The organism is Bacillus sp. FSL W8-0519 (assembly GCF_038005585.1).
Lineage (GTDB): Bacteria > Bacillota > Bacilli > Bacillales > Bacillaceae_G > Bacillus_A > Bacillus_A paranthracis.
The window spans coordinates 1,634,128-1,654,521 of the sequence record NZ_JBBOTL010000001.1 but is presented as its reverse complement, the minus strand read 5'-3'; the positions used below and the strand labels follow the sequence as shown (position 1 = coordinate 1,654,521).

At 33.9% G+C, this 20,394-nt stretch carries 22 protein-coding genes and 2 pseudogenes; 8 read left to right on the top strand and 16 right to left on the bottom strand.

Annotation, left to right across the window (positions count from 1 at the left end; genetic code table 11):
- Positions 1 to 9 precede the first annotated feature (9 nt).
- The 6 genes from NST14_RS08630 to NST14_RS08605 form a co-directional block, all read right to left on the bottom strand.
- On the bottom strand, positions 10 to 1,362 hold the full coding sequence (locus tag NST14_RS08630) for a transglycosylase (RefSeq protein ID WP_229142959.1): 1,353 nt from the start codon (positions 1,360 to 1,362) through the stop codon (positions 10 to 12).
- Between the two features lie 16 nt (positions 1,363 to 1,378).
- The gene (locus NST14_RS08625; protein ID WP_229142958.1) at positions 1,379 to 3,019 is read right to left on the bottom strand and encodes a flagellar motor switch protein; all 1,641 of its coding nucleotides are present in this window, start codon (positions 3,017 to 3,019) and stop codon (positions 1,379 to 1,381) included.
- Positions 3,020 to 3,192: 173 nt separating this feature from the next.
- A complete protein-coding gene (locus tag NST14_RS08620; protein ID WP_001192576.1) occupies positions 3,193 to 5,205 on the bottom strand; it encodes a chemotaxis protein CheA in 2,013 nt (670 codons plus the stop codon).
- Positions 5,206 to 5,333: 128 nt separating this feature from the next.
- A complete protein-coding gene (locus tag NST14_RS08615; RefSeq protein WP_000940577.1) occupies positions 5,334 to 5,702 on the bottom strand; it encodes a response regulator in 369 nt (122 codons plus the stop codon).
- 149 nt (positions 5,703 to 5,851) lie between these two features.
- The gene (locus tag NST14_RS08610; protein WP_000596046.1) at positions 5,852 to 6,529 is read right to left on the bottom strand and encodes an OmpA family protein; all 678 of its coding nucleotides are present in this window, start codon (positions 6,527 to 6,529) and stop codon (positions 5,852 to 5,854) included.
- A gap of 22 nt (positions 6,530 to 6,551) precedes the next feature.
- Entirely contained in the window at positions 6,552 to 7,385 is an 834-nt protein-coding gene (locus NST14_RS08605) for a flagellar motor protein MotP (protein ID WP_000502135.1), read from the bottom strand.
- A gap of 172 nt (positions 7,386 to 7,557) precedes the next feature.
- Here NST14_RS08605 and NST14_RS08600 point away from each other — a divergent pair, with 172 nt between their 5' ends.
- Positions 7,558 to 8,160: an HD domain-containing protein gene (locus NST14_RS08600; RefSeq protein WP_000400760.1), complete on the top strand. Its 603-nt coding sequence runs from the start codon at positions 7,558 to 7,560 to the stop codon at positions 8,158 to 8,160.
- A gap of 27 nt (positions 8,161 to 8,187) precedes the next feature.
- Here the strand turns inward: NST14_RS08600 and hfq are convergent, their stop codons facing one another.
- Positions 8,188 to 8,376, bottom strand: coding sequence for an RNA chaperone Hfq (hfq, locus tag NST14_RS08595; protein WP_000400661.1), 189 nt, complete (start codon positions 8,374 to 8,376; stop codon positions 8,188 to 8,190).
- A 53-nt stretch (positions 8,377 to 8,429) separates the two neighbouring features.
- A complete protein-coding gene (locus NST14_RS08590) occupies positions 8,430 to 8,648 on the bottom strand; it encodes an aspartyl-phosphate phosphatase Spo0E family protein (RefSeq protein ID WP_002091864.1) in 219 nt (72 codons plus the stop codon).
- Positions 8,649 to 8,887: 239 nt separating this feature from the next.
- Between NST14_RS08590 and NST14_RS08585 the strand changes: the two genes are divergently transcribed.
- The 6 genes and pseudogenes from NST14_RS08585 to NST14_RS08560 all read left to right on the top strand — a co-directional run bounded on the left by NST14_RS08585 (position 8,888) and on the right by NST14_RS08560 (position 13,534).
- A complete protein-coding gene (locus NST14_RS08585; RefSeq protein ID WP_000120179.1) occupies positions 8,888 to 9,007 on the top strand; it encodes a YjcZ family sporulation protein in 120 nt (39 codons plus the stop codon).
- Positions 9,008 to 9,173: 166 nt separating this feature from the next.
- Positions 9,174 to 9,642 (top strand): annotated as a pseudogene (locus NST14_RS08580) (VOC family protein).
- Positions 9,643 to 9,649: 7 nt separating this feature from the next.
- Positions 9,650 to 10,864: an MFS transporter gene (locus NST14_RS08575; protein WP_229142957.1), complete on the top strand. Its 1,215-nt coding sequence runs from the start codon at positions 9,650 to 9,652 to the stop codon at positions 10,862 to 10,864.
- Positions 10,865 to 10,992: 128 nt separating this feature from the next.
- Positions 10,993 to 11,442: an ArsR/SmtB family transcription factor gene (locus NST14_RS08570; protein WP_229142956.1), complete on the top strand. Its 450-nt coding sequence runs from the start codon at positions 10,993 to 10,995 to the stop codon at positions 11,440 to 11,442.
- 19 nt (positions 11,443 to 11,461) lie between these two features.
- A complete protein-coding gene (locus tag NST14_RS08565; protein WP_000791689.1) occupies positions 11,462 to 12,682 on the top strand; it encodes an MFS transporter in 1,221 nt (406 codons plus the stop codon).
- Positions 12,683 to 12,808: 126 nt separating this feature from the next.
- The gene (locus tag NST14_RS08560; RefSeq protein WP_229142955.1) at positions 12,809 to 13,534 is read left to right on the top strand and encodes a sulfite exporter TauE/SafE family protein; all 726 of its coding nucleotides are present in this window, start codon (positions 12,809 to 12,811) and stop codon (positions 13,532 to 13,534) included.
- 94 nt (positions 13,535 to 13,628) lie between these two features.
- Here the strand turns inward: NST14_RS08560 and NST14_RS08555 are convergent, their stop codons facing one another.
- From NST14_RS08555 to NST14_RS08530, 6 genes and pseudogenes are all read right to left on the bottom strand, one after another.
- A complete protein-coding gene (locus NST14_RS08555; RefSeq protein WP_000361347.1) occupies positions 13,629 to 14,240 on the bottom strand; it encodes a flagellar motor switch protein FliG in 612 nt (203 codons plus the stop codon).
- A gap of 1 nt (position 14,241) precedes the next feature.
- Positions 14,242 to 14,787 carry a sigma-70 family RNA polymerase sigma factor gene (locus NST14_RS08550; protein WP_229142954.1) on the bottom strand — a complete coding sequence of 182 codons (546 nt, stop codon included), beginning with the start codon at positions 14,785 to 14,787 and terminating at the stop codon, positions 14,242 to 14,244.
- Positions 14,788 to 14,973: 186 nt separating this feature from the next.
- Positions 14,974 to 15,039, bottom strand: a pseudogene (locus tag NST14_RS08545) (glutamine amidotransferase); the annotation flags it as partial.
- A 16-nt stretch (positions 15,040 to 15,055) separates the two neighbouring features.
- Positions 15,056 to 15,790: an oxygen-insensitive NADPH nitroreductase gene (gene nfsA, locus NST14_RS08540; RefSeq protein WP_073536415.1), complete on the bottom strand. Its 735-nt coding sequence runs from the start codon at positions 15,788 to 15,790 to the stop codon at positions 15,056 to 15,058.
- A 272-nt stretch (positions 15,791 to 16,062) separates the two neighbouring features.
- Positions 16,063 to 16,380, bottom strand: a complete 318-nt coding sequence (locus NST14_RS08535) for a DUF4870 domain-containing protein (RefSeq protein WP_000678038.1) — start codon at positions 16,378 to 16,380, stop codon at positions 16,063 to 16,065.
- A 146-nt stretch (positions 16,381 to 16,526) separates the two neighbouring features.
- A complete protein-coding gene (locus tag NST14_RS08530; protein WP_306447215.1) occupies positions 16,527 to 17,078 on the bottom strand; it encodes a YdcF family protein in 552 nt (183 codons plus the stop codon).
- A gap of 187 nt (positions 17,079 to 17,265) precedes the next feature.
- On the opposite strand from NST14_RS08530, the gene NST14_RS08525 reads away from it, so the two are divergent.
- Positions 17,266 to 17,931 carry a DUF421 domain-containing protein gene (locus NST14_RS08525; RefSeq protein ID WP_000923930.1) on the top strand — a complete coding sequence of 222 codons (666 nt, stop codon included), beginning with the start codon at positions 17,266 to 17,268 and terminating at the stop codon, positions 17,929 to 17,931.
- Between the two features lie 35 nt (positions 17,932 to 17,966).
- Here the strand turns inward: NST14_RS08525 and NST14_RS08520 are convergent, their stop codons facing one another.
- Positions 17,967 to 19,322, bottom strand: a complete 1,356-nt coding sequence (locus tag NST14_RS08520; protein WP_000388378.1) for an MATE family efflux transporter — start codon at positions 19,320 to 19,322, stop codon at positions 17,967 to 17,969.
- A 146-nt stretch (positions 19,323 to 19,468) separates the two neighbouring features.
- Positions 19,469 to 20,299 carry a MerR family transcriptional regulator gene (locus tag NST14_RS08515; RefSeq protein ID WP_000925955.1) on the bottom strand — a complete coding sequence of 277 codons (831 nt, stop codon included), beginning with the start codon at positions 20,297 to 20,299 and terminating at the stop codon, positions 19,469 to 19,471.
- Between the last annotated feature and the right edge of the window lie 95 nt (positions 20,300 to 20,394).

Here is a 20,394-nt window from a genome sequence, read left to right as displayed (position 1 = left end):
TGAAATTAATTAGCCCCATTCTTTATTGCTCTTTAAAACTAAAAATAGTACGAATAAACCTGACATAATAGCAAATACATTAGAAGCTTGTATTCCATGGTCACTTTTAGTTTCTTTCTTATCTTCTGGCTCTTCTTTTTTTTCTTTCTTTTTCAAAATGACTTGATTGTTATTATCTTTATCTTTTTGAGCCTTCGTATTATTTACTTCCTTGTTGTCTGTGAGAGGCTCTTTTATAACATAAGTAATTTTTTCTTTCTCTTTCAATGGTTCTTTTATAAGGTCGTTTACTTTCTCTTCTTTTTTCGGAATTTGAACAACTGGCTGTTTTTCTTCCTGAAGCGGGATTTCTATTTTCGTGTCTTCCTGCTTCTCAGTTTCTTTCTTATCTTCTAGTTTATTTTCTAATTTATCTTCTTTCTCTCGTTCTTCTGTCTTTTTATCCTCTTCTGTTTTTTGTTCCAAAACAGAAACGACATACTCACTTTCTTCAACGAGTTTATTTCCAGCCGCATCTACTACCTCTACAAGTAGCTCGTATGTCCCATTTGATAGTGCATCCGTTATTTCAAATACTTTTTGCCATTCCATGTCGCGCTTATTGTAATCTAATAAAAATGTAATCTCTTTATTGTCTTTTCCTTTTAATGTAACACGAACTTCTTTCACAACCGATTCCACGTCTGCCGCCTTCACTCTTACACGTATAGAATCGCCTCGTTTTCGTTCGATTACATTCTCCTTCGCCTCGTCAATAGTGACTTTATGCAACTTCGGCATCTCTTTATCTATTGTTGGCGTTTCATTATTTATACGAATAAGTGGGACTTTCACTTCATTTTCTATCAGCTCTTCTTTCTCATTTTCTTTAAAACTTTGAATAAGCTGAAGGTTCCAATCACCTTGCAAATCAAAAATCCCGACCTTATAGTTAGCAATCCATCGCTTCGTCTCTTCTTCATAGTCAAAAGGTATCATTCTTTCTTGCTCATACAGATTACTGTTTTTTGGCAAACGCAACATACCTTTTATACTTTGAATATTTGTCTCTTTTGGCTCTACAATAATCCGTATTTCTTCGCCAACTTTTAATTCTCGCTTATTTATTGTAATAATCCCTTGATCCGTCTCTATCTTTTTTTCGGTTTCTTGCTCATTCTTTACTTCTTGTTGTTCCTCTTTATCTTGCTTTATTTCCACTTGTTCTGGCTGTTCTTGAACTTCCTTATTCTCTTCTTGTACATCCACTTCATTTATATTTTGTTCTGGCACATTTTGCTCTTCCGCCTGACTTTGCAGTGGGAAGAGCAAGCACACATGTATGCATAGCCAGCAAATTAGAAAAAACTTTACGCTTTTCATCTACTATTTCAACGCCTTATAGTGATTTTGTCACTTTTACTCCGAAAAATCCATCTACATTTACAAGTTCACCATACGCCACCAATACATCATTTACATAAATTCGAATTGGTTCATCAATATCTTCATCTAATACAACGGCTTCATTTTCTTGTAAACTTAATATATCTTGAATCGTTTTCACTGTACTTCCAAATACAAATTTCACATTCATTTCTACATTTTGTAGAATAGATGTATCCATATACACTGGCTCAATTTGTTTCACTTCTTTAAATTCAATAGGTTGTACAACAGGTTCTACAACCTCTTCTTCCATTTCTTCCTCTGCAATCTCTTCTTCTGCTTCCACCATTGGATATAGCAGTCGTCTTACCATTTCTTTCGCTTCTGAAATCGGTAAAATTTGATACATTTTCGATTGAAGCAAGTCGCCAATTTCAAGGTTGAACGTAATTTGAACGAGTTCATCCACTTCCATTGACTCTCCCAAATATTCCATTTCTTCTTTTAACGTGACAAATTTGACGTCTGGCGGCGTCATGTCCATCTTCTCTTTAAACATTTCTGACATCGCTGTTGCCGCATGCCCCATCATTTGGTTCATGATTTCTTTAATACCGCTCAGCTCTAATTCACTAAGCTCTTTCTCTGGATCAATCTCCCCTGTTCCCATCATCATTAAATCTACCATTGTCAAAGCAACATCTTTCGTAAATACGAATACGTTCTCATTCTTTAAACCTTCAACAAAATCGACATTTAAAATCACAAAGGGAACCGGTACACCGTCATAATGACGCACATTAATCGCTTCTACATTGGGTGTACTAATCGTAACCGGCTGATTTAAAAGCGTTGATAATACCGTTGAGGCTGAACCGATGGAAATGTTGGCAATTTCCCCAAGTACATCTTTCTCCTCTTGCGTTAACTGCTCTTTTTCAACATGTTCTTCTACAATCTCGGCTTCCGCTACTTCTGCTGGCTCTTCTTGCTCTTCTACGCCACCAGATAATTGTAGTAATTTATTTATCATTTGTTTCGCATGTTCAACTGAAACAATTTGTACAAGTTTAGAGTTTACAAGATTATCTATTTTAAGGTCAAACGACACTTTCACAATCGTGTTATTTCCAGTTATTCCAGAGATTTTCTCCATCTCTTCTAATAACTTTACAACTTTAATTGTCGGCGGTGACATGTCTACTGTATCTTGGAAGAATTCCGACATAGACGTCGCTGCGAATCCCATCATCTGGTTCATCGCTTCTTGTACAGCACTTAGCTCTAATTCGCCAAGTTCTTTTCCCTCTTCCACTTCACCTGTCCCCATCATCATTAAATCAGCAATAGATAAAGCAACATCTTGCTGAAGGACAAGTAGATTTTCCATATCTAATCCTTTTGTAAAATGAATATTTAATACAACATGAGGAACCTCAACATCACTTGTATCGTATAAATCCACTAGCTCTACATGAGGAGCAGTTATACTTACTTGCCTATTTAAAATCGTTGATAATACTGTCGAAGCAGAGCCAAATGATATATTTGCAATTTCGCCAAGAATATCACATTCTTGAGGCGTTAAAAGCTCCTTTTCTTTTTCTAGCACAATTGTACTCGTATCCCCTTTTGTGTGTTGCTCAGGCATTTTCCCTGCCTCCTCATTTTTGTTTTTCTATTAAATGAATACACTCATTACATTTTAACAAATTTATTACGTAAATCGTGAACATGTATTTATTTCCTGTTATATATATTAGTATGTAATTAACCAAAAAGCTCCCCAATTGTATACAAGTGGGGAGCTTTCCTTCATTCCTATTATAAACCTTCTGGGTTTAAAATGAGGACCACTCGTCCATCGCCGAGAATCGTCGCGCCAGAGAAATAGTTCGAACTTTCTGCAAAGAAATCACCTAATGACTTTAAGACAATTTCTCTTTGGCCGATAATTGTGTTTACAATAAGTCCATAGCTACGATGTGTATTACGAACAATTAACACAGGAACCATTTGACTTTCATATGATTCAAATGCCTCATCTACTGATTTTTCACCAAATACAGTACTCAAATGCTTCACTTCAATAATTTGATCACGATAGTTTAACACGTCTTTTCCTTGTAAGGTTTGGATGTCTTCTCTCTTAATACGAATCGCTTCAACAATGTTACCAAGAGGTAGAGCATAACGTTTATCATTCGTTTGAACAAGCATAGATTGAATAATGGACAACGTTAATGGAAGTTCAATTCTAAATGTACTTCCCTTTCCTTCTTCTGAATCAATAATTAAATGTCCACCTAAACTATGGATTGTATGTTTTACAACATCTAATCCAACCCCGCGCCCTGAAAGATCCGATACTACTTCTGCTGTACTAAATCCTGGTTGGAAAATGAGATCAAACACTTCACGATCCGTTAATTTATTTGCCTCAGATTCTGTTACAACACCATTTTTAATTGCTTTTTCTAATACTTTCCCTTTATGAATTCCATTTCCATCATCCGTAATTTGAATTACGACATGATTTCCACTATGGAACGCTTCTAATTTAATTGTACCCGTCTCATTTTTCCCTGCATCACGACGTTTTTCAACAGTCTCAATACCATGATCAATTGCATTACGAATTAAATGAACGAGTGGATCACCGATTTCATCAATAACAATTTTATCAACTTCTGTATCTTCACCCGTAATTTGCAAATCGATTTTCTTCCCTAAATCTTTCGCTAACATACGCACCATACGCGGGAAACGATTAAAGACTGTTTCAATCGGCACCATACGCATGTTTAGAAGTACATTTTGAATATCTTTTGAAATATCGCCTAATCGATTTAAATGCTCAATTAATTCTTTGTTTTGAATTGCTTGTGCCAATTCATCTATGCGACCACGCTCAATTACACTCTCTTCAAACATGTTCATTAATCGTTCAATTTTCTCTAGCTGCACACGAATGGAACGATTCTCACCTTTAGCATTTTTCGTTTTTGCAGTGCTTTTAGTTGGCGTAGCACTTGCAGGTTGCTTCGCTGTCTCAATAGGTGCTTCCACCTGCGCAACTATAGACGACTGTATCATTTCTTCTACTCGCGTAGTTTCTTGCGTAGCAACCATCGAATCTACTTCCTGTAATGATTCTCCTTGTTTCACTACTACTTTCTCAATTTCAGAAACGTGAAGCACTACCTGTTTCACTTCTTCTTCACTACGATCCGTATTCATAAATACTGTAAACTCAAAACCGAAAGCATCCGCTTCGATTTCTTCAATACTAGGAACCGTTTTTTGTATATCGCCTATATTTTGCAGTGCTTCAATACACATAATGGCACGTACTGCTTTTAAAATAGCTTGCTGTTCAACGGTTATATGCACTTCATGCGAAACTGCATCATCATTGTTTATAGACTCTTGCTCTACATGTTCCATAGAAGTTTCTACATTTCCGTTCAATAACGCTTCTAATTTTTGCTTCGTTGCGACTACATCAATATTACCCATTCCGCCTTGCTGCACATCTGCAACCATTTTCTCTAAATTATCAATGCATTCAAAAATCACATCAATAATATCCGCATGTACTACTATATTCCCATGACGAATTTCATCTAAAACGTTTTCCATTTTATGCGTTAAATCCGCCATTTCCGTAAATTCCATACTCGCAGACATACCTTTGAACGTATGAGCTGAGCGGAATATTTCTCCCACTACATCCATATCTGTAGGATTCTGCTCTAAAATTAGCACATTTTCATTTAGCGACTGTAAATGTTCTTCCGACTCTTCAAAAAATATATTTAATAGATCTGTTTGCATTTTCATCCCCTACCTGTCTAACAAACATTTCATTTATGTATAACAATTTAGTGTTTTAAAATGAGAAAAAAGGGGCCACACATCTATCCGTTATCACTGTTTTGATTCCTTGTGGCACCCCTTTTATATTAGCTATTTGCTACTTTTGTTAAAGCTTCGATTACGCGATCTGCTTGGAATGGCTTTACAATAAAGTCTTTTGCCCCGCCCTTAATTGCATCTAATACCATACCTTGTTGTCCCATTGCTGAACAAATAACAACCTTTGCACTTGAATCAATTTTCATAATTTCTTTTAATGCTTCAAGTCCGTCCATTTCTGGCATAGTAATATCTAATGTTACAATATCAGGTTGAAGTTCTTTATATTTTTGAATTGCCTCCACTCCATTTTCCGCTTCTCCGATTACTTCAAATTCAGAATTACTTTTTAATAAGTTTTTAATCATTGTTCGCATGAACATCGCATCATCTACAACTAAAATTTTATGTGCCATTCTTTTTGATTCTCTCCTTCTATGTATAAATATATCTTAATATTTCACCTTATCATTCTCACTCATTATACAAAATAAAACGATAAAATTTAATATTTTTTTAAAAGAATTTCTTCATTTTAGTATTTTATTACTAAAATACTAAAATACTATTCTTTAATGTAAATGACAACGCGACGGTTTTTCTCCCAATTTTGCGGTGAATCATTCGGTACAACTGGCTTTGTGTCTGCATATCCTACCGCAGCTAACCTTTTATCCTCCACATTATACACTTCAATTAAATGGTGGATCATATTAGCTGCTCGTGCTGAAGATAATTCCCAATTAGAAGGGAACTTTTCATTATGGATCGGTCTACTATCTGTATGCCCCTCCACAACAATTGAGTTTGGTACGGATTGAAAAAATCCGACTAGTTTGCTAATAATTTCTTTTGCTTCAGGCTTAACGTTCGCATCACCTGTATCAAATATTAAATTATCTACTATAACAACGCTTACCCCTGTATCTTCTCGATATACATTCACTTGACTAATACCGTTATTATCTACATATGCTTTTAACTTTTTGTACAAGTCGTCCATTCGCTTTTTTGAGACCATTTTTTCATCATTTTTTTCATGTGAAATATCTGGTATAGTATTTTCCATTACTTTTGCATCAACTTGCTCCGTATCACTAAACTTTTCAAGCATCTTTGACAATTTTACTGCATCCTGCTTTGAAGTAGCAACTAGTAATACAAAGAAAGTTAATAATAACATCGTTAAATCTGTAAAAGTCGTCATCCAACGAGGCGATCCCTTTTGCGGTCGTTTTATCATCACCATACCACTCCTTGCAATATTAGGCTGCTCGTTTTACTTTTTTTATCTTTGTTTCGTATACATACGTATCGAGTTTTAACTTTAATTTAGACGGAATTTGTCCACGATACAATTCTGAAATTGCTTCAATAACAAACTTCTTCTCTGTATATAAATCTTCAATACCACGATACACTTTTTCAGCAAGAGGGATTGCAATCATATTTGCAAGTACTGATCCATACAATGTCGTTAACATCGCAACTGCCATCCCTGTACCAATTTGCGATGTGTCTTGCAAGTTTTGAAGCATAATGATAAGACCAATTAAAGTCCCTATCATACCCCAAGCCGGAGCGAAATCGCCAATTTTATCTAATAATACTGCCCCTTTTCTTAATTCATACACTTCCGTTTCAACATCTTTCATTAACACTTCTTTTAATTCATCTTCATCGTAACCACTTAACATTAATCGAATTCCTTTTTGAATAAAAGGATTGTCCACCTGCTCTCCATCAACCTCTAAAGAAAGTAAACCGTGTTTTTTAGATTTTTTTGAAAAATCAACAAACAAATCCGTTAACTGTTCTAAATCTTCTTCTTTTCTATGTAAAACAGTAAAAATACTTTTCGTATATTTTTTTATTTCTCCAAATCGATATGCCACAACAATTGTCGCAGTTGTTCCCCCTATGACAATTAAAATAGATGAAACATCTAAAAAGTTTTTAAAAGCTTTTATTCCGCCTCCACCAAGCATAATTGCCGCTATCACTATGGCAAAACCTACTAAAATGCCAAATGGGCTAGAAATGTCAAACTTCCTTTTTTTTCTTTCTGGTCTAGCAAATCCTTGATTTTCGTCTCCCATATTCCTGCCCTTTCCTTTTCATTTTTATAAAACATTTTTTTATTTTAATAATGCGTTTTCACATATAATGCTTATTATACGCTCATCATCTATTTATCGCAATATACTCATAAAATTGACACATTTCATTTCCATATTAGAATTATAGTATGGAAATACGAGGAGGATCACGATGGAACATAACATTTTACAAGTCATTGCACTAGCGGAAAAACTAAAATATGAAATGCGACATAGCTGGCTTTCTAACGGACGTCAAGAAAGTGTTGCTGAACATACGTGGCGCATGTCTCTAATGGCCATTTTAGTTGAACCTTATTTAGATCAGAAAGTAAATATTGAAAAATTACTTAAAATGGTTATTATTCACGATCTAGTCGAAGCAGAAGCTGGTGATATTCCTGCTTTTGATACAATGAATAGTCATGAATTACAATTACAAAAACAAATAAATGAACAAGAAGCAATTTCAAATATTAAACGAACATTAAAAGGTTCTCTCGGCGAGGAATTATATGATTTATGGATGGAGTTTGAAGCGAAAGAAACGTACGAAGCAAAAGTTGCTAACGCACTTGATAAGCTTGAGGTAAAAATTCAGCATAACGAAGCTGATATTGATACGTGGCTGCCAATTGAGCATAAAATGACATTCCAAGTAGCAAAGCATACAAACTTTGATTCTTTCCTATCTAAATTACAAAAAATCATTGAGCAAGATGGTGAAAAAAAATTATTAGCTGCCGGCATTGACGTTGAAGCCTGCAAGCAATAATGAAATAAGACACTCAGTACGAGTGTCTTATTTCATTATTGTTGATACAGCCTGCTTGTAAATAAGTTGTTGTTTTCCATCAACTAACATTAAAACGGTAAATTTGTCTATTGCAACAACTTCTCCTACTATTCTAACGCCACTCTTTAAAAAAATTGTAACAATACCTTTTTCTTCTTTTATTTGTTTATATAGCTCTTCTTGTAAATGTTCCAAATATATCTCTCTCCTCTTTGTTGAATATCTTAATATAAAAAACTACAAATTATTTATTTATGTACTTTATCTTTCACATTCATAAACTTATTAATAAGTATATCTAAATCTCGGCTAAATAACAAAACTTTATCATGATCCAATCCATGTCTAGCAACAAGTTGAATTAGCTCTTTCTTTTTAGTTTCTATTTTATTTTGTAGTTGTCCCATCTCCATCTCTTCACTAAAACTCCCTTTTCCCATAATATTACTTGTAAAATTATAGTACAAATCCTCTCATAAAAAAATATAAAAATGGTTTTTTTTACAATTTTTATATTTTTTTATGAACAAATCGCAAAATATATAACGATTCATTCATACATCAGTAACTCAATATACACTTAAAATGACCACACAGGCGTTTGTCTAATTACAAAAGAGACTGGCTCCTTTTCCACAAAAAAAACATACTGTATACAGTAGTCCATGAATTATATAGATTAACTTACTCAAAAGGAGGAAAACATATGAGCTATGGTGGAAGTTGCGCTGGTTTCGGCGGTGGATTTGCTTTGCTTATCGTACTATTCATCCTTCTAATCATCATCGGATGTAGCTGTTGGGGTGGCGGCGGATACGGATACTAATATATCCTATCCTTAACAAATGAACGAAAAACTATAAGAAAACAGCTCATGTTTGAGCTGTTTTTTTCATACTTTCGTATGAAGTTATGTCCCTCTTTTTTGTGATTTCAACTAATAAAAAACGTTTACTATGAAATAAGAAACATTTTTACTTAGGAGGATTACAATGATTAAAGGTCTTTACGAAGCACATTTACCTGTCCGTAACTTAGAAGTGTCTATACCTTTTTACGAATCGCTAGGACTAAAATTATATAAAAGAGGAGACGATATTGCTTTCTTTTGGATTAAGGAAAATGAAAGTTGGCTCGGTCTTTGGGAAGGCACAGAATACAAAGTAAATTATCATCCCTCTTTACGACACATCGCCTTTCAAGTAAGCTTACATGATTTAGAACATGCAATACATTGGCTAAACCAAAAAGGCATTTCAGCACGAAAAGATTTTGGAATGGAGCCAATTGAACCAATTGTTTTTCCAGAGTTAGCGCATGCCGCCGTATACTTTAACGATCCTGACGGAAATAGTTTAGAATTGATTGCACAATTACCTGTTGGACTCCCTACAGAGGAGAAAGTGTATTTAAGTGAGTGGAAAAAAACAAGTTCAAGCATCATCATTACATAAGGATTAATCTTTTTATGTCAGTTTCTTATTCCGCGCTTCTTAAAACAAATAATAACTTCAAAAAACTATTTTATGGGCAAACATTAAGTGTGCTTGGAGATTGGTTTCATACTGTAGCTTTATTAACGTTCGTCTATAGCATAACGGAATCTCCATTTATGATCGCACTTACTTTTATAAGTAAAGGTTTACCACAACTACTTCTTAGCCCTTTTATAGGCGGAGTGGTAGATCGTTTTTCTAAAAAGAATATTATGATTTTTACCGATATTACACGGGGAATTCTAGTCCTTACATACATACTCGCAAGCTATAAAATTGAAATTATTTTCATTGCTAATATATGTTTATCTGTACTTTCTTGCTTATTTGAGCCAGCTAAACAAGCAACCTTAAAAAACATCGTACACGAAAATCATTTCGTAACTGCTAACTCTCTTTCTAGTACAATGAATGGTTTTATGTCTATTATGGGTGCTTCTTTAGGCGGGATAATTGCACAATCTTTACATATTGAGTTCGCTTTTTTAGTAAATAGCCTATCATACTTTATTTCAGCCTATTTTATTTATAATATGAGTGTTCCCTCTTATGATACTTGTAAGAAGAAAAAAGCATTTTTTACTGATATAAAAGATGGTTACACATACATATTACAAACAAAAATCATTTTAATATTAATTCTTGTAGGCATTTCATGGGGGCTTATTGGAGGTGCTTATCAGCTACTTCTAACAATCTATGCCGAAAAAATTTTCCACACGAACATTGGGATTTTATATACGGTTCAAGGGGCTGGGCTTATGATAGGAAGCCTTCTCGTTAATCTTTACATATCCAGCAATAAAGAAAAAATGAAAAAAGCATTTGGTTGGGCCTACTTCCTACAAGGCTTTTTCTTTCTTGGATTCATTCTATCCGATCAACTTATTTTCGGTATCATTACATTACTCTGTATGCGCATAGCAGGAGGAATCATCGTTCCACTTGATACGACATTACTTCAAACTTACACGCGTGAAAATATGATTGGTAAAGTTTTCTCCTTTCATTACTCTATTTATAGCTCACGTATACAGTTATCTATGCTCATGACAGGATGGTTATTAGAAATCCTTTCTCCTCAAATAATTGGTAGTTTTCTAGCTACATGTTGTATTTTTGTTAGTTTTATATGGCTGTTCTTGTATTATCGCGGGAAACTTAATGAAGAATCTACTATTGCTTAATAGCATGTTTATGTACATGCTATTTTTATTTATGTCGAAATATAAAGGAAAAAGACGATTTATTTTCCTTACGTTCTAATTTTTTAGAATGTACAATAAATTTAGATTATAAGAAAGGGGATGCCATAATGTTTGACGATAGACTTACTATTTCAGCTGAACAGCAGAAGCTCATTTCCAACGCAACTCGTATTCAAATTCTTCACCTTTTAAAAGACGAAGCACTCACTGCAAAACAAGTAGCTACTAAACTAAACAAATCTACTGGTAGCGTACATTATCACGTTCAAATTTTATATGATGGAGGGTTACTTGAATTAGTAGACACGAAGGAAAAACGAGGGATTATTGAAAAATATTACAAGGCAAAATCTGCTCATTTCTATATTGAAGAAAGCGACACAGAGGGAACGAATACAGGTAGTCATATTGTTTCTCATTTATTTTTAACTCCAGAGGAATTACAACAGCTTACTTGGGAGGTTACACAAGTTTTATTACGCTGGGAAAACAAAACCGCTCGTCAATCTAACTCTGAAGAGGAATACGCTATTTCCTGCAGGATAAAAAAACAATGAAAGAAAGGTTCAGCTGCTCATGAAAAATAAATTATTATTATTGTCGGGAACAGGAATTTCTCGTTTAGGTGATTTTATGTATCTCATCGCCTTAAACGTAATGGTGTTACATAGCACAAACTCTCCTGCTGCTGTAGCAGGATTATGGATTGTCGGTCCAATTGCGACCGTTGTTACAAAAATTTGGTCTGGTAGCATAGTAGATCGATTAAACAAACGGTCCATTATGCTTATCACAGATATCATTCGAGCAGTTCTCATTGGCTGCGTTCCACTATTTGATTCTATTTGGGCCATTTATATTTTTATCTTTTTGACTCGCATTGCTACATCATTTTTCGATCCAGCTTCATTTTCTTATAAAACAATGCTTATACCTGCTGAAGAACGCGCTCAATTCAACGCTTGGAGTAGCTTTTGTACAAGCGGGGCTTTTATTATCGGTCCAGCTCTTGCTGGAATACTTCTCACCACGCACTCAGCATCCTTTGTAATTTACTGCAACTCACTTTCCTTTCTACTTTCTACTATTCTCATTTATTTCTTACCTAATATTACGTTACAAACAAAGCAAAGCGAAGAAGTTGCAAATACTTTCGTACAAACATTACGAAGTGATTGGAAACAAGTTTTTTCATTCGCTCGAACTGAAACGTACATTATTCTCATATTCGTTTTATTTCAAGCGACTATGCTTGTCGCTATGGCACTTGATTCACAAGAAGTTGTTTTTACAAGACAAGTACTGTTTTTAACCGATATAGAATACAGTATGCTTGTTAGTATAACTGGCGCTGCTTACGTTTCCGGTTCATTTCTTGTCTCTCTCTTTGCCAAACGTTTACCAATTCAATATTGTATCGGATTAGGGACAATTTTCACAGCAATAGGCTATGTAATTTTCGCCTTTTCAAATTCATTTATCGTCGCGGCAGGCGGTTTCATTTTACTTGGCATTTCTTCATCATTTGCTGGTACTGGCTTTTTTACATTTTATCAAAATAACATCCCGGTTCATATGATAGGACGTATCGATAGCGTATTTGATTCCATAAAAAGTTTTATCCAAATCTTTTTCATTTTAGCAATTGGAGCATCCGCACAATTTCTTTCCGTTCAAATGACTGTAATAAGTAGCTCGTTACTCATCCTTTTCCTTTCCTGTTTATTAGCAATCCGAGTAATGACGCCTTCACGAGAAAAATATTTTAAGGCTACAGGATCATCATTGGAATATTAATTGCAACATATAAAGCGGCTACTTTGCCGCTTTTTTCCCCGTATGAAAGGCCAGTAAGCCTCCACTGATTAAAGTTTTACTTTATGTTAAAATATTAATGAAATTTGATTATGTGGGGGGGCTTTTTTGAATACTATATTCATGTTCATTTGTATTATATTAGTAGCTTCTATTTTACAAACAAGTACCGGTTTTGGCTTTTCTATTATGGCAACACCTTTCTTACTCATGTTATTTCTACCACAAGAAGCTATACAAATAAATATCATTTTATCATTCATTATTTCTATATCACTCATTTGGAAAATAAGAATGGACATTGATTGTATTCTACTGAAAAGATTAATTTTCGGCAGTATAGTTGGTGTTCCTTTTGGTATTATCATTTTCACTTCTATTAACATCAACACATTTAAATTAGCAATTAGCATCCTACTCTTACTATTAACTTTGATGCTAATCTGTAACTTTAAGATTCAATCAACAAAATCTAGAGATTTCATAGTTGGCGGATTATCCGGTCTTTTAACGACAAGTATCGGTATGCCAGGACCACCCCTGTTACTGTACTTTACAGGAACTGATACAAAAAAAGAGAAGCTGAGAGCAACTACTTTAGCTTTTTATCTATTTATATATTTCATTAGCCTACTAACGCAAATACTCTTTACTGGCACAAACAAGACAATTTGGGAATCAAGTTTTTACGCTATTCCAATCGTATTTCTAGGTTTGTATATAGGTCAAATTATGTTCAAATGGCTTAATCAACGAGTTTTTAAAATATTTACGTATATTCTTTTGAGTTGTACAGGTATATATCTTCTTATTGAAAGTTTGCATTTGTTATAAAAGGTGCTTTAGTATGTGTCATAACGGCGGATAAGTTTTCAATATTTTTAAACGTGATAACAATAAAAAGCGGCTATTATGCCGCTTTTTATTTTCAAATTAAATATTTTAAAACTAGAAGCCCACCCATCGCTATTACAAACACATTGAAAAAAATCAGCCAACTTTTTTCAAACTCTTTATATCTCTCTTCTTTCACCCCGCGTTGTTTTAGCTTCTCAATTACAGTTTTCAGTTCTTGCTCATGCTCGGTACTTCCTAATTGTATATAGTTATTATCTATAGTAATTCCATATACATTCTTCATTTTTTTATGTCGCGAAACTGCTTGAATTGAGTTGATTAACACATTGTACTCATTTATTTTTTTGAAATAACAATCTAACGATTTAATTCGTAATCTTGTATTTGTTAAAACAATGTAATAATAAAAAGTAGCACCTGCAGTTATTATACTTGGGATAACTTTAGAATTCACAAGGCTCCCCTCTTCCACTAATATTTCACATTCAATTTCTTCTCCTTCTTGTAACTCTTTCCGAACTGATTCTTCCAACATTTGCACCGTTAATTTCTTCAATAATTCTCCGTTTTTCACATAATACTTATCTACATTTATAGTCTCATCCGCTTCTTTCTCTAAACGTGTAATCTCTTCCTCTGAATATTGGAGCTCATTTAACATAGATAATAATCTTTTATCCATATTACACACTCCCTTTCCACAGTTTTTGAATTTTTTTCTTCCCGCGTGAAATTCGATTATATATATAATCCACCGTTACTTTTAATTCTTTTGCAATGTCATCAATGGAATATCCATCAATATACCTCTTTAAAAAGATATATCGATCTTTCTTATTTAAATCTTGAACTATTTCCATAATCTCTTCTTCTTGTTCTATGTCATACCTATCATGGACACCTGTATCTATCTCTACGTCTTTATCAATTTTATTCTCTTTATATACTTTCTTTTTATATTCCAACGCCTTTAGTTTAGTAATACCAATCATCCAAGATTTTAAGTTGCCCTTTTCTGTATCAAAATGGTCGATATGAAACCAAATAACAGTAAATACATCGTTATAACAATCATCCACATATTGTTTCTCCATAGGGGTACTTAATGATTTATGAATAATGTACAAAATTAATTTTCCATATTGATCAATCACTTCTTTCAAAGCATCTTGATCGCGTTTTTTCATAGCTATAATGAAATCCTCTTCAGAATTGAAAATCATAAGCATCTTCCTTCCTCAATTCCCCTTTAGCAGCTGCCTTTACTTACTATTGGCATTTCATTCTCATTTTCTATCACTTTTGTAAAAAATTATTAATTTTTATTTCTATGTATATGATAACAAACAAAATACCTAAGTTCAGAAAGTAGTATCTACATTCTGAACTTAGGTATTAACAATTAAATTATTCACTTATACTAACGTTTCATCACAAGTCTCTGTTACGTTTTTAAAATATTGCAAGTTCTCCTTCGCTTCAGGTCTGCCTTTTTACTCACTTCTTATTAAATCCTTTTTCACTTAAAAACTCTTTCATATGCATTCTTTTTTCTTTAGACATAAATGAACTCATCGATTCCGTCCATGTTACGTTTTTTTGATTTGATGATCTTTCTTTATAATACGCGCTCATCGTTTCGTCGTATTCGTTTAATAATTCATCATATTTCTTTTCATCATATCCATTTTCATGAAGGATAGCTGTTACTGGTAAACGTGGTTTCACTCCATGATCTTCATCTGGTACACCGACTGTCATTCCGAATACAGGATATACTTTATCTGGTAAATGAAGCAATTCGCTCACTTCTCCCGGATTATTACGAATACCACCAATATAACAAATACCGTATCCTAACGATTCTGCTGCTAACGCTAAGTTTTGCGCAAAGAGTGAAGCATCTACCGTTGCTACGATAAAGTCTTCCACTCCTTCATGCTTTATCTCGGTACCATGTTTTTCACATGCCATTTCAAGTCGTTTTAAATCTGCACAACAAACAAAGAATGCTGCGCAATCTTTCACATGACGATTTCCGGATAACTCTGCTAGTTTCGCCTTTAAGTCTTGATCGGTTACATATATAACAGAGTAAGCCTGTACAAAATGCGAGGAGGCAGCATGCTGCGCAGCTTGCACCATTCTTTCTACTACATCTTTCGGAATAGATTCTTCTTTATATTTACGAACTGAAACGTGTTGCTCCATTTTATGTATCATCTCATTCATGAAAACCACTCCTTTTTCTCTTCATAATGAAAAATTAACATATCTTTTCCAATATTCACAACTTATAAGCACAAAAAGAGCAATTCTTTTTGAATTGCTCTTTTTAAAAGATCTATTAATACGGTAAATGAAATTATATCGTCGATTTTTTCAATATATCAACGATTCCCTGCACTATATCGACGATTTTTCAAATATATCGTCGATTCGACAAAAAATATCGACTTACCGACAAATAACGACAAACTCACTCCGAATTATTCCTTATCTTATTACGCTGTTTTCAAAACTTTAATACCTTTTACGATATTCCAAATGAAGTAGTAAATTCCTACAAGAATGAACACTGCATATGTGATCATCATTCCAATTCCAGCACCGTCAGATTGATTGAATCCTAAACCGAATATTCCTGATATCGCTAATCCTCCGAATAAAATTGCGTACGGGAAAATATGTGACCAAAATGCTTTTTTCGCGTGGTATTTCACTTCATCTTCCGCAACGAAGTACACGATAATTGGTAATAAAAATGGGGCAAAAAAGATACTAAAGTAACATAGTGAAGATAATATATTATTTCCTTTCATCCGATTCACCTCTAAATAGTTTTTGTTATCTTCATTATGTCAGGAATCCATTCTAGAAACTATCGCTTTACCTTTCATTAAGATGACATATTTGTAAGATTCCCCTCAAAAAATCCCGCCTAGAATGCTAGGCGGAATCACTTCCACTATATTCGATTCATAAACCAATATTGCGTGATGGCTAAATATTCACGTATATTCGATGGAATGACAATTCGCTTTGGTGTTTCGGCCGGAAGACCTTCTAATTGTAAACCTTGCTTAGCTGCTATTTTTTTCGCTCTAAACATGTGGAAATCGTTTGTTACGATCATTCCTTTTTTCATATTGTCCGGAATTAAAGGTTTTGAGAATTTAATATTTTCATCTGTACTCGTTGACTTATCTTCCATGATAATGCGGTCTTCTGCAATTTTTAGTTTCATTAATCCATTTTTCATTGCTAATGCTTCTGAAATATCTTCCCCTTTTCCTTTTCCTCCAGACACAATAGCAATTGCTTTCTCATGTGCTTTCAAATACTCAGCTGCTTTATCAATACGATATTGCAATGAGTACGATGGTTTCGTTCCGTTTACTTTCGAGCCTAATACAATGATATAATCAGCTTCATAGGTCGCATTCATGTGCCCATGCTTATAAATGTTATATTGTAAAAATCCCACATAAACGGCGCAAACCATTATAATTCCTATCATATACTTCATTATTTTTTTCTTTCTCATATCTATATACTCCTATGTTCTTTGCTTCTTTCATGATAATATCCATTTATTTGTTTGTATACAGACAAATTCCAAATCACCCTAATTTATCCTCTAGAAAGTAATATTTATATTTCTTTCGGGAACAGTAAGTACAACTTTGCACGAAGGAGTGTCTCTATTGCTTCTCTTTTTATGTAACGTATCGTTCTTTTTTATTTTATTTTTACTATCACTTAAGATGCTCGGTAAATCAGCTTTAGCACAACTAACTCCTCATGATTTTGGTGCGATTATCTTTTTATCTTATTTAGCTTTTCAAGCCATACCAGTCTCTGGTGCTTTGCAAGCTTTTCTCGGTATGGTTGTAATTACATGTTTACATTTAATCCTTACAAAATTAAGCCTATTCAACAAACTAAATCGTTTTATTCTCGGGCACCCGATTATTTTAATTAAACATGGTGATATTATTTTTGAGAACTTACAAAAAAGTAGGTATCCCATTGCTGAATTACTTTCTAACCTTCGCGTTGCAGGATACCCGAGTGTTCATGAAATTGAATACGCTATTTTAGAAGCGAATGGAGCCATTAGCATTTTACCAAAGCGTGAACTTGTACCATTAACTCCGAAAGATTTGAATATAGATGTTAAGTATGCTGGATTACCAATTGCCCTTATCGTCGATTCACAAATTCAATACGATAACTTAAAGTTAATTCATAAGGACGAAAAGTGGTTATATAAAGAATTAAAAGAAAAAGGAATTACAAACATTAAAAATGTTGCCTTTGCGTCTGTTCAAGAAATTGATGGATCTTTTGCTATTAGTTTAAAAAAATAGAAAATCCCCTTCATTTCTTAAGGGGATTTTCTTCATTATATCGCTTCTTTCTTTCCCGCCATATTTAATGGAACAGGATGTTTCATACGATTCATCGTAAATACGATAATCGCTGTCAATACTTCCGCTACTGGCATAACGAGCCAAATTCCGTTTATCCCAAATAATTTCGGCATAATCCATAATAATGGAATAATAAATAGTAACCCTCGGCTCATTATAATAAGTACTGATTTTGTCGTTTGTCGCACTGATTGGAAGTACTCTCCATATACAATGTTATAGCCTAAAAATACGTATTGGATAAAGAACAAGCTCATACCCGTTAATGTTAACTCCAATAACTCTGGAGATTGGACATCAAATAGACCAATAATATATTTCCCAAAGAATAATCCGACAATTATTGCAACGCCTCCAAGTACAACTGCAATTTTCACAGCAAACTGTAATCCTTCACGTAATCTTTCTGATAAATTTGCACCGTAATGGAAACTAGCAATTGGTTGTAACGCTGCTCCAACGCCGAAGAATAGTAGTAATGTCATCGCATGGATACTGTTTACCATCGCATAGGAAGCTACTCCTACTTCTCCTGCATATTGAACGAATGCAATATTAAAACCAATCGTTACAATCGCTACTGTACTTTCGGCTGTAAAACTTGGAAAACCTATTATCATAATTTGTTTAACTGTATCCCATTCAAAATGGAATTTCGTCCATTTTAAAATACTACTTTTTCTAAAGAAGTGTGTTAATAATACAAGGAAACCAATCGCTGCTGAAAGAATAGTTGCTGAAGCAGCTCCTGTTACGCCCCATTTAAAGATGAAAATAAAGATATAGTCAAACACTATATTTAATACAGCTGTTACAACTAAACCTGCCATTGCTAAATTAGGATTTCCATCATTTCGTATAAATGTACTTAAAATATTTTCTAAAACGTATATCATTCCAAATGTTAATAATACGTGTAAATAGTCTAACGCATACGGTAAAATCACTTCGTTTGCACCGAATAAGTATGCTAAGTCTTCTATTCTCCATAAGCAAATCGCCGCTAAAACGCCTACAATAATGACTGCTACTGTCATGGATTGAGTAAAAATAGACCTTGCTCTTTCAATTTTATTTTCACCTAATGCAATGGAATATAACGTTGCCCCGCCCATTCCAATCCATAATGAAATAGAGAAGAAAATTGAAAACGCTGGAATAGCCACGTTTACTCCTGCTAAACCGTTCGCCCCAACTCCTCTACTAATCATGACAGCGTCAATTACAATATTCACTGACATTAATACCATTCCAAGAACGGCTGGTATTAAATAAGAAATAAATAAACTTTTTATCGGTTTTTCTCTTAATTTTTCTGTTGCTTCCATACTATTTTGCTCCTTTTTTTCAACTCTCTTTTCTTAGTTTAAACCTTCAAGTAACTTGAAGGTCAATAGAGAATTTGAAAAATAGGTAACTTACTTATCGTGTTTCATGCCAATTTGTAATGATACGAGTGCTACAACTTATTGCTTTATTTTTTCATTATAGGAATTTGAATTTCTGTTACTTGCTCCTCTGGATTTTCTGTTACAGACCAATCGATTAATCCAATCTCAATCGCATCTCCACTTACCTCATATCCTTCTTGATCAATGTATGCAAGTAATTCCTTATACGTTGCACCTGTTTCTTCATACGGTCCATGATGATAAGAACAAGCATATAAACCTTCCTTAATCTCATCTGAACTCTGTACTTGGAAAGGCATGTAATCCAAAAGAATAAAAACACTGCTATATGCTTGAAACTCATTTTGCATGAATCCTTTTTTCGCGACTGTTACACCGATATCTCCAGAAAATAAGCTATCATCCATTTGCCTCATATTTTTTTGCAACGAATGAATGTAGTACTCAAACATATCATCCGTCGTATCCGGGGCAACAGCAATAGCTGTTATTTTTCGCTGCGGGATCTCTTTTATTACCACTTGTTCAGCTTTTGCTTTTGTTGCTTCCTTAATTAAATGAATTCTATGCTCCATTTTCGCCAAAGCATACTCAATTTCTCTTTGTTTTTTCAACATCATCTCTTGTTGTTTTTCCAGTAAATTGAGTGCATATGCTGGATTTCTTTCATCAATATATTTCTTAATTTCCTTTAATGGAATGTTTAATTGGCGTAAAAACTTAATCGTATCTAATAGTGAAAATTGATCGATTGTATAATAACGATAATTTGTTTGCGGGTCCACAGTGGACGGATGAAAAATTCCCTTCTCATCATAATAGCGTAAAGTAGATTCCGCTATATTATGCATTTTTGCCATTTCTCCAATTGTAAAGCGTTTATTTAATAACATCTTTTATTTCCTTCCATTTCTATTTATTTCATTATATGTTCATTCTGTCTTCAAAACAAAAAAGAATTCTCCTACGAGAATTCTTTTTATTAACT

Excerpts from the sequence above, each read along its gene's own strand:
- NST14_RS08570 (WP_229142956.1), top strand. The coding sequence starts at position 10,993 with ATGTTTGACGATAGACTTACTATTTCAGCTGAACAGCAGAAGCTCATT.
- nfsA (WP_073536415.1), bottom strand. The coding sequence starts at position 15,790 with ATGAATGAGATGATACATAAAATGGAGCAACACGTTTCAGTTCGTAAA.
- NST14_RS08550 (WP_229142954.1), bottom strand. The coding sequence starts at position 14,787 with ATGCTTATGATTTTCAATTCTGAAGAGGATTTCATTATAGCTATGAAA.
- NST14_RS08585 (WP_000120179.1), top strand. The coding sequence starts at position 8,888 with ATGAGCTATGGTGGAAGTTGCGCTGGTTTCGGCGGTGGATTTGCTTTG.
- NST14_RS08625 (WP_229142958.1), bottom strand. The coding sequence starts at position 3,019 with ATGCCTGAGCAACACACAAAAGGGGATACGAGTACAATTGTGCTAGAA.
- NST14_RS08605 (WP_000502135.1), bottom strand. The coding sequence starts at position 7,385 with ATGGGAGACGAAAATCAAGGATTTGCTAGACCAGAAAGAAAAAAAAGG.
- NST14_RS08610 (WP_000596046.1), bottom strand. The coding sequence starts at position 6,529 with ATGATAAAACGACCGCAAAAGGGATCGCCTCGTTGGATGACGACTTTT.
- NST14_RS08620 (WP_001192576.1), bottom strand. The coding sequence starts at position 5,205 with ATGCAAACAGATCTATTAAATATATTTTTTGAAGAGTCGGAAGAACAT.
- NST14_RS08530 (WP_306447215.1), bottom strand. The coding sequence starts at position 17,078 with ATGATAGGAATTATAATGGTTTGCGCCGTTTATGTGGGATTTTTACAA.
- NST14_RS08565 (WP_000791689.1), top strand. The coding sequence starts at position 11,462 with ATGAAAAATAAATTATTATTATTGTCGGGAACAGGAATTTCTCGTTTA.
- NST14_RS08515 (WP_000925955.1), bottom strand. The coding sequence starts at position 20,299 with ATGTTATTAAATAAACGCTTTACAATTGGAGAAATGGCAAAAATGCAT.
- NST14_RS08535 (WP_000678038.1), bottom strand. The coding sequence starts at position 16,380 with ATGAAAGGAAATAATATATTATCTTCACTATGTTACTTTAGTATCTTT.
- NST14_RS08600 (WP_000400760.1), top strand. The coding sequence starts at position 7,558 with ATGGAACATAACATTTTACAAGTCATTGCACTAGCGGAAAAACTAAAA.
- NST14_RS08615 (WP_000940577.1), bottom strand. The coding sequence starts at position 5,702 with ATGGCACATAAAATTTTAGTTGTAGATGATGCGATGTTCATGCGAACA.
- NST14_RS08520 (WP_000388378.1), bottom strand. The coding sequence starts at position 19,322 with ATGGAAGCAACAGAAAAATTAAGAGAAAAACCGATAAAAAGTTTATTT.
- NST14_RS08630 (WP_229142959.1), bottom strand. The coding sequence starts at position 1,362 with ATGAAAAGCGTAAAGTTTTTTCTAATTTGCTGGCTATGCATACATGTG.
- NST14_RS08575 (WP_229142957.1), top strand. The coding sequence starts at position 9,650 with ATGTCAGTTTCTTATTCCGCGCTTCTTAAAACAAATAATAACTTCAAA.
- NST14_RS08555 (WP_000361347.1), bottom strand. The coding sequence starts at position 14,240 with ATGGATAAAAGATTATTATCTATGTTAAATGAGCTCCAATATTCAGAG.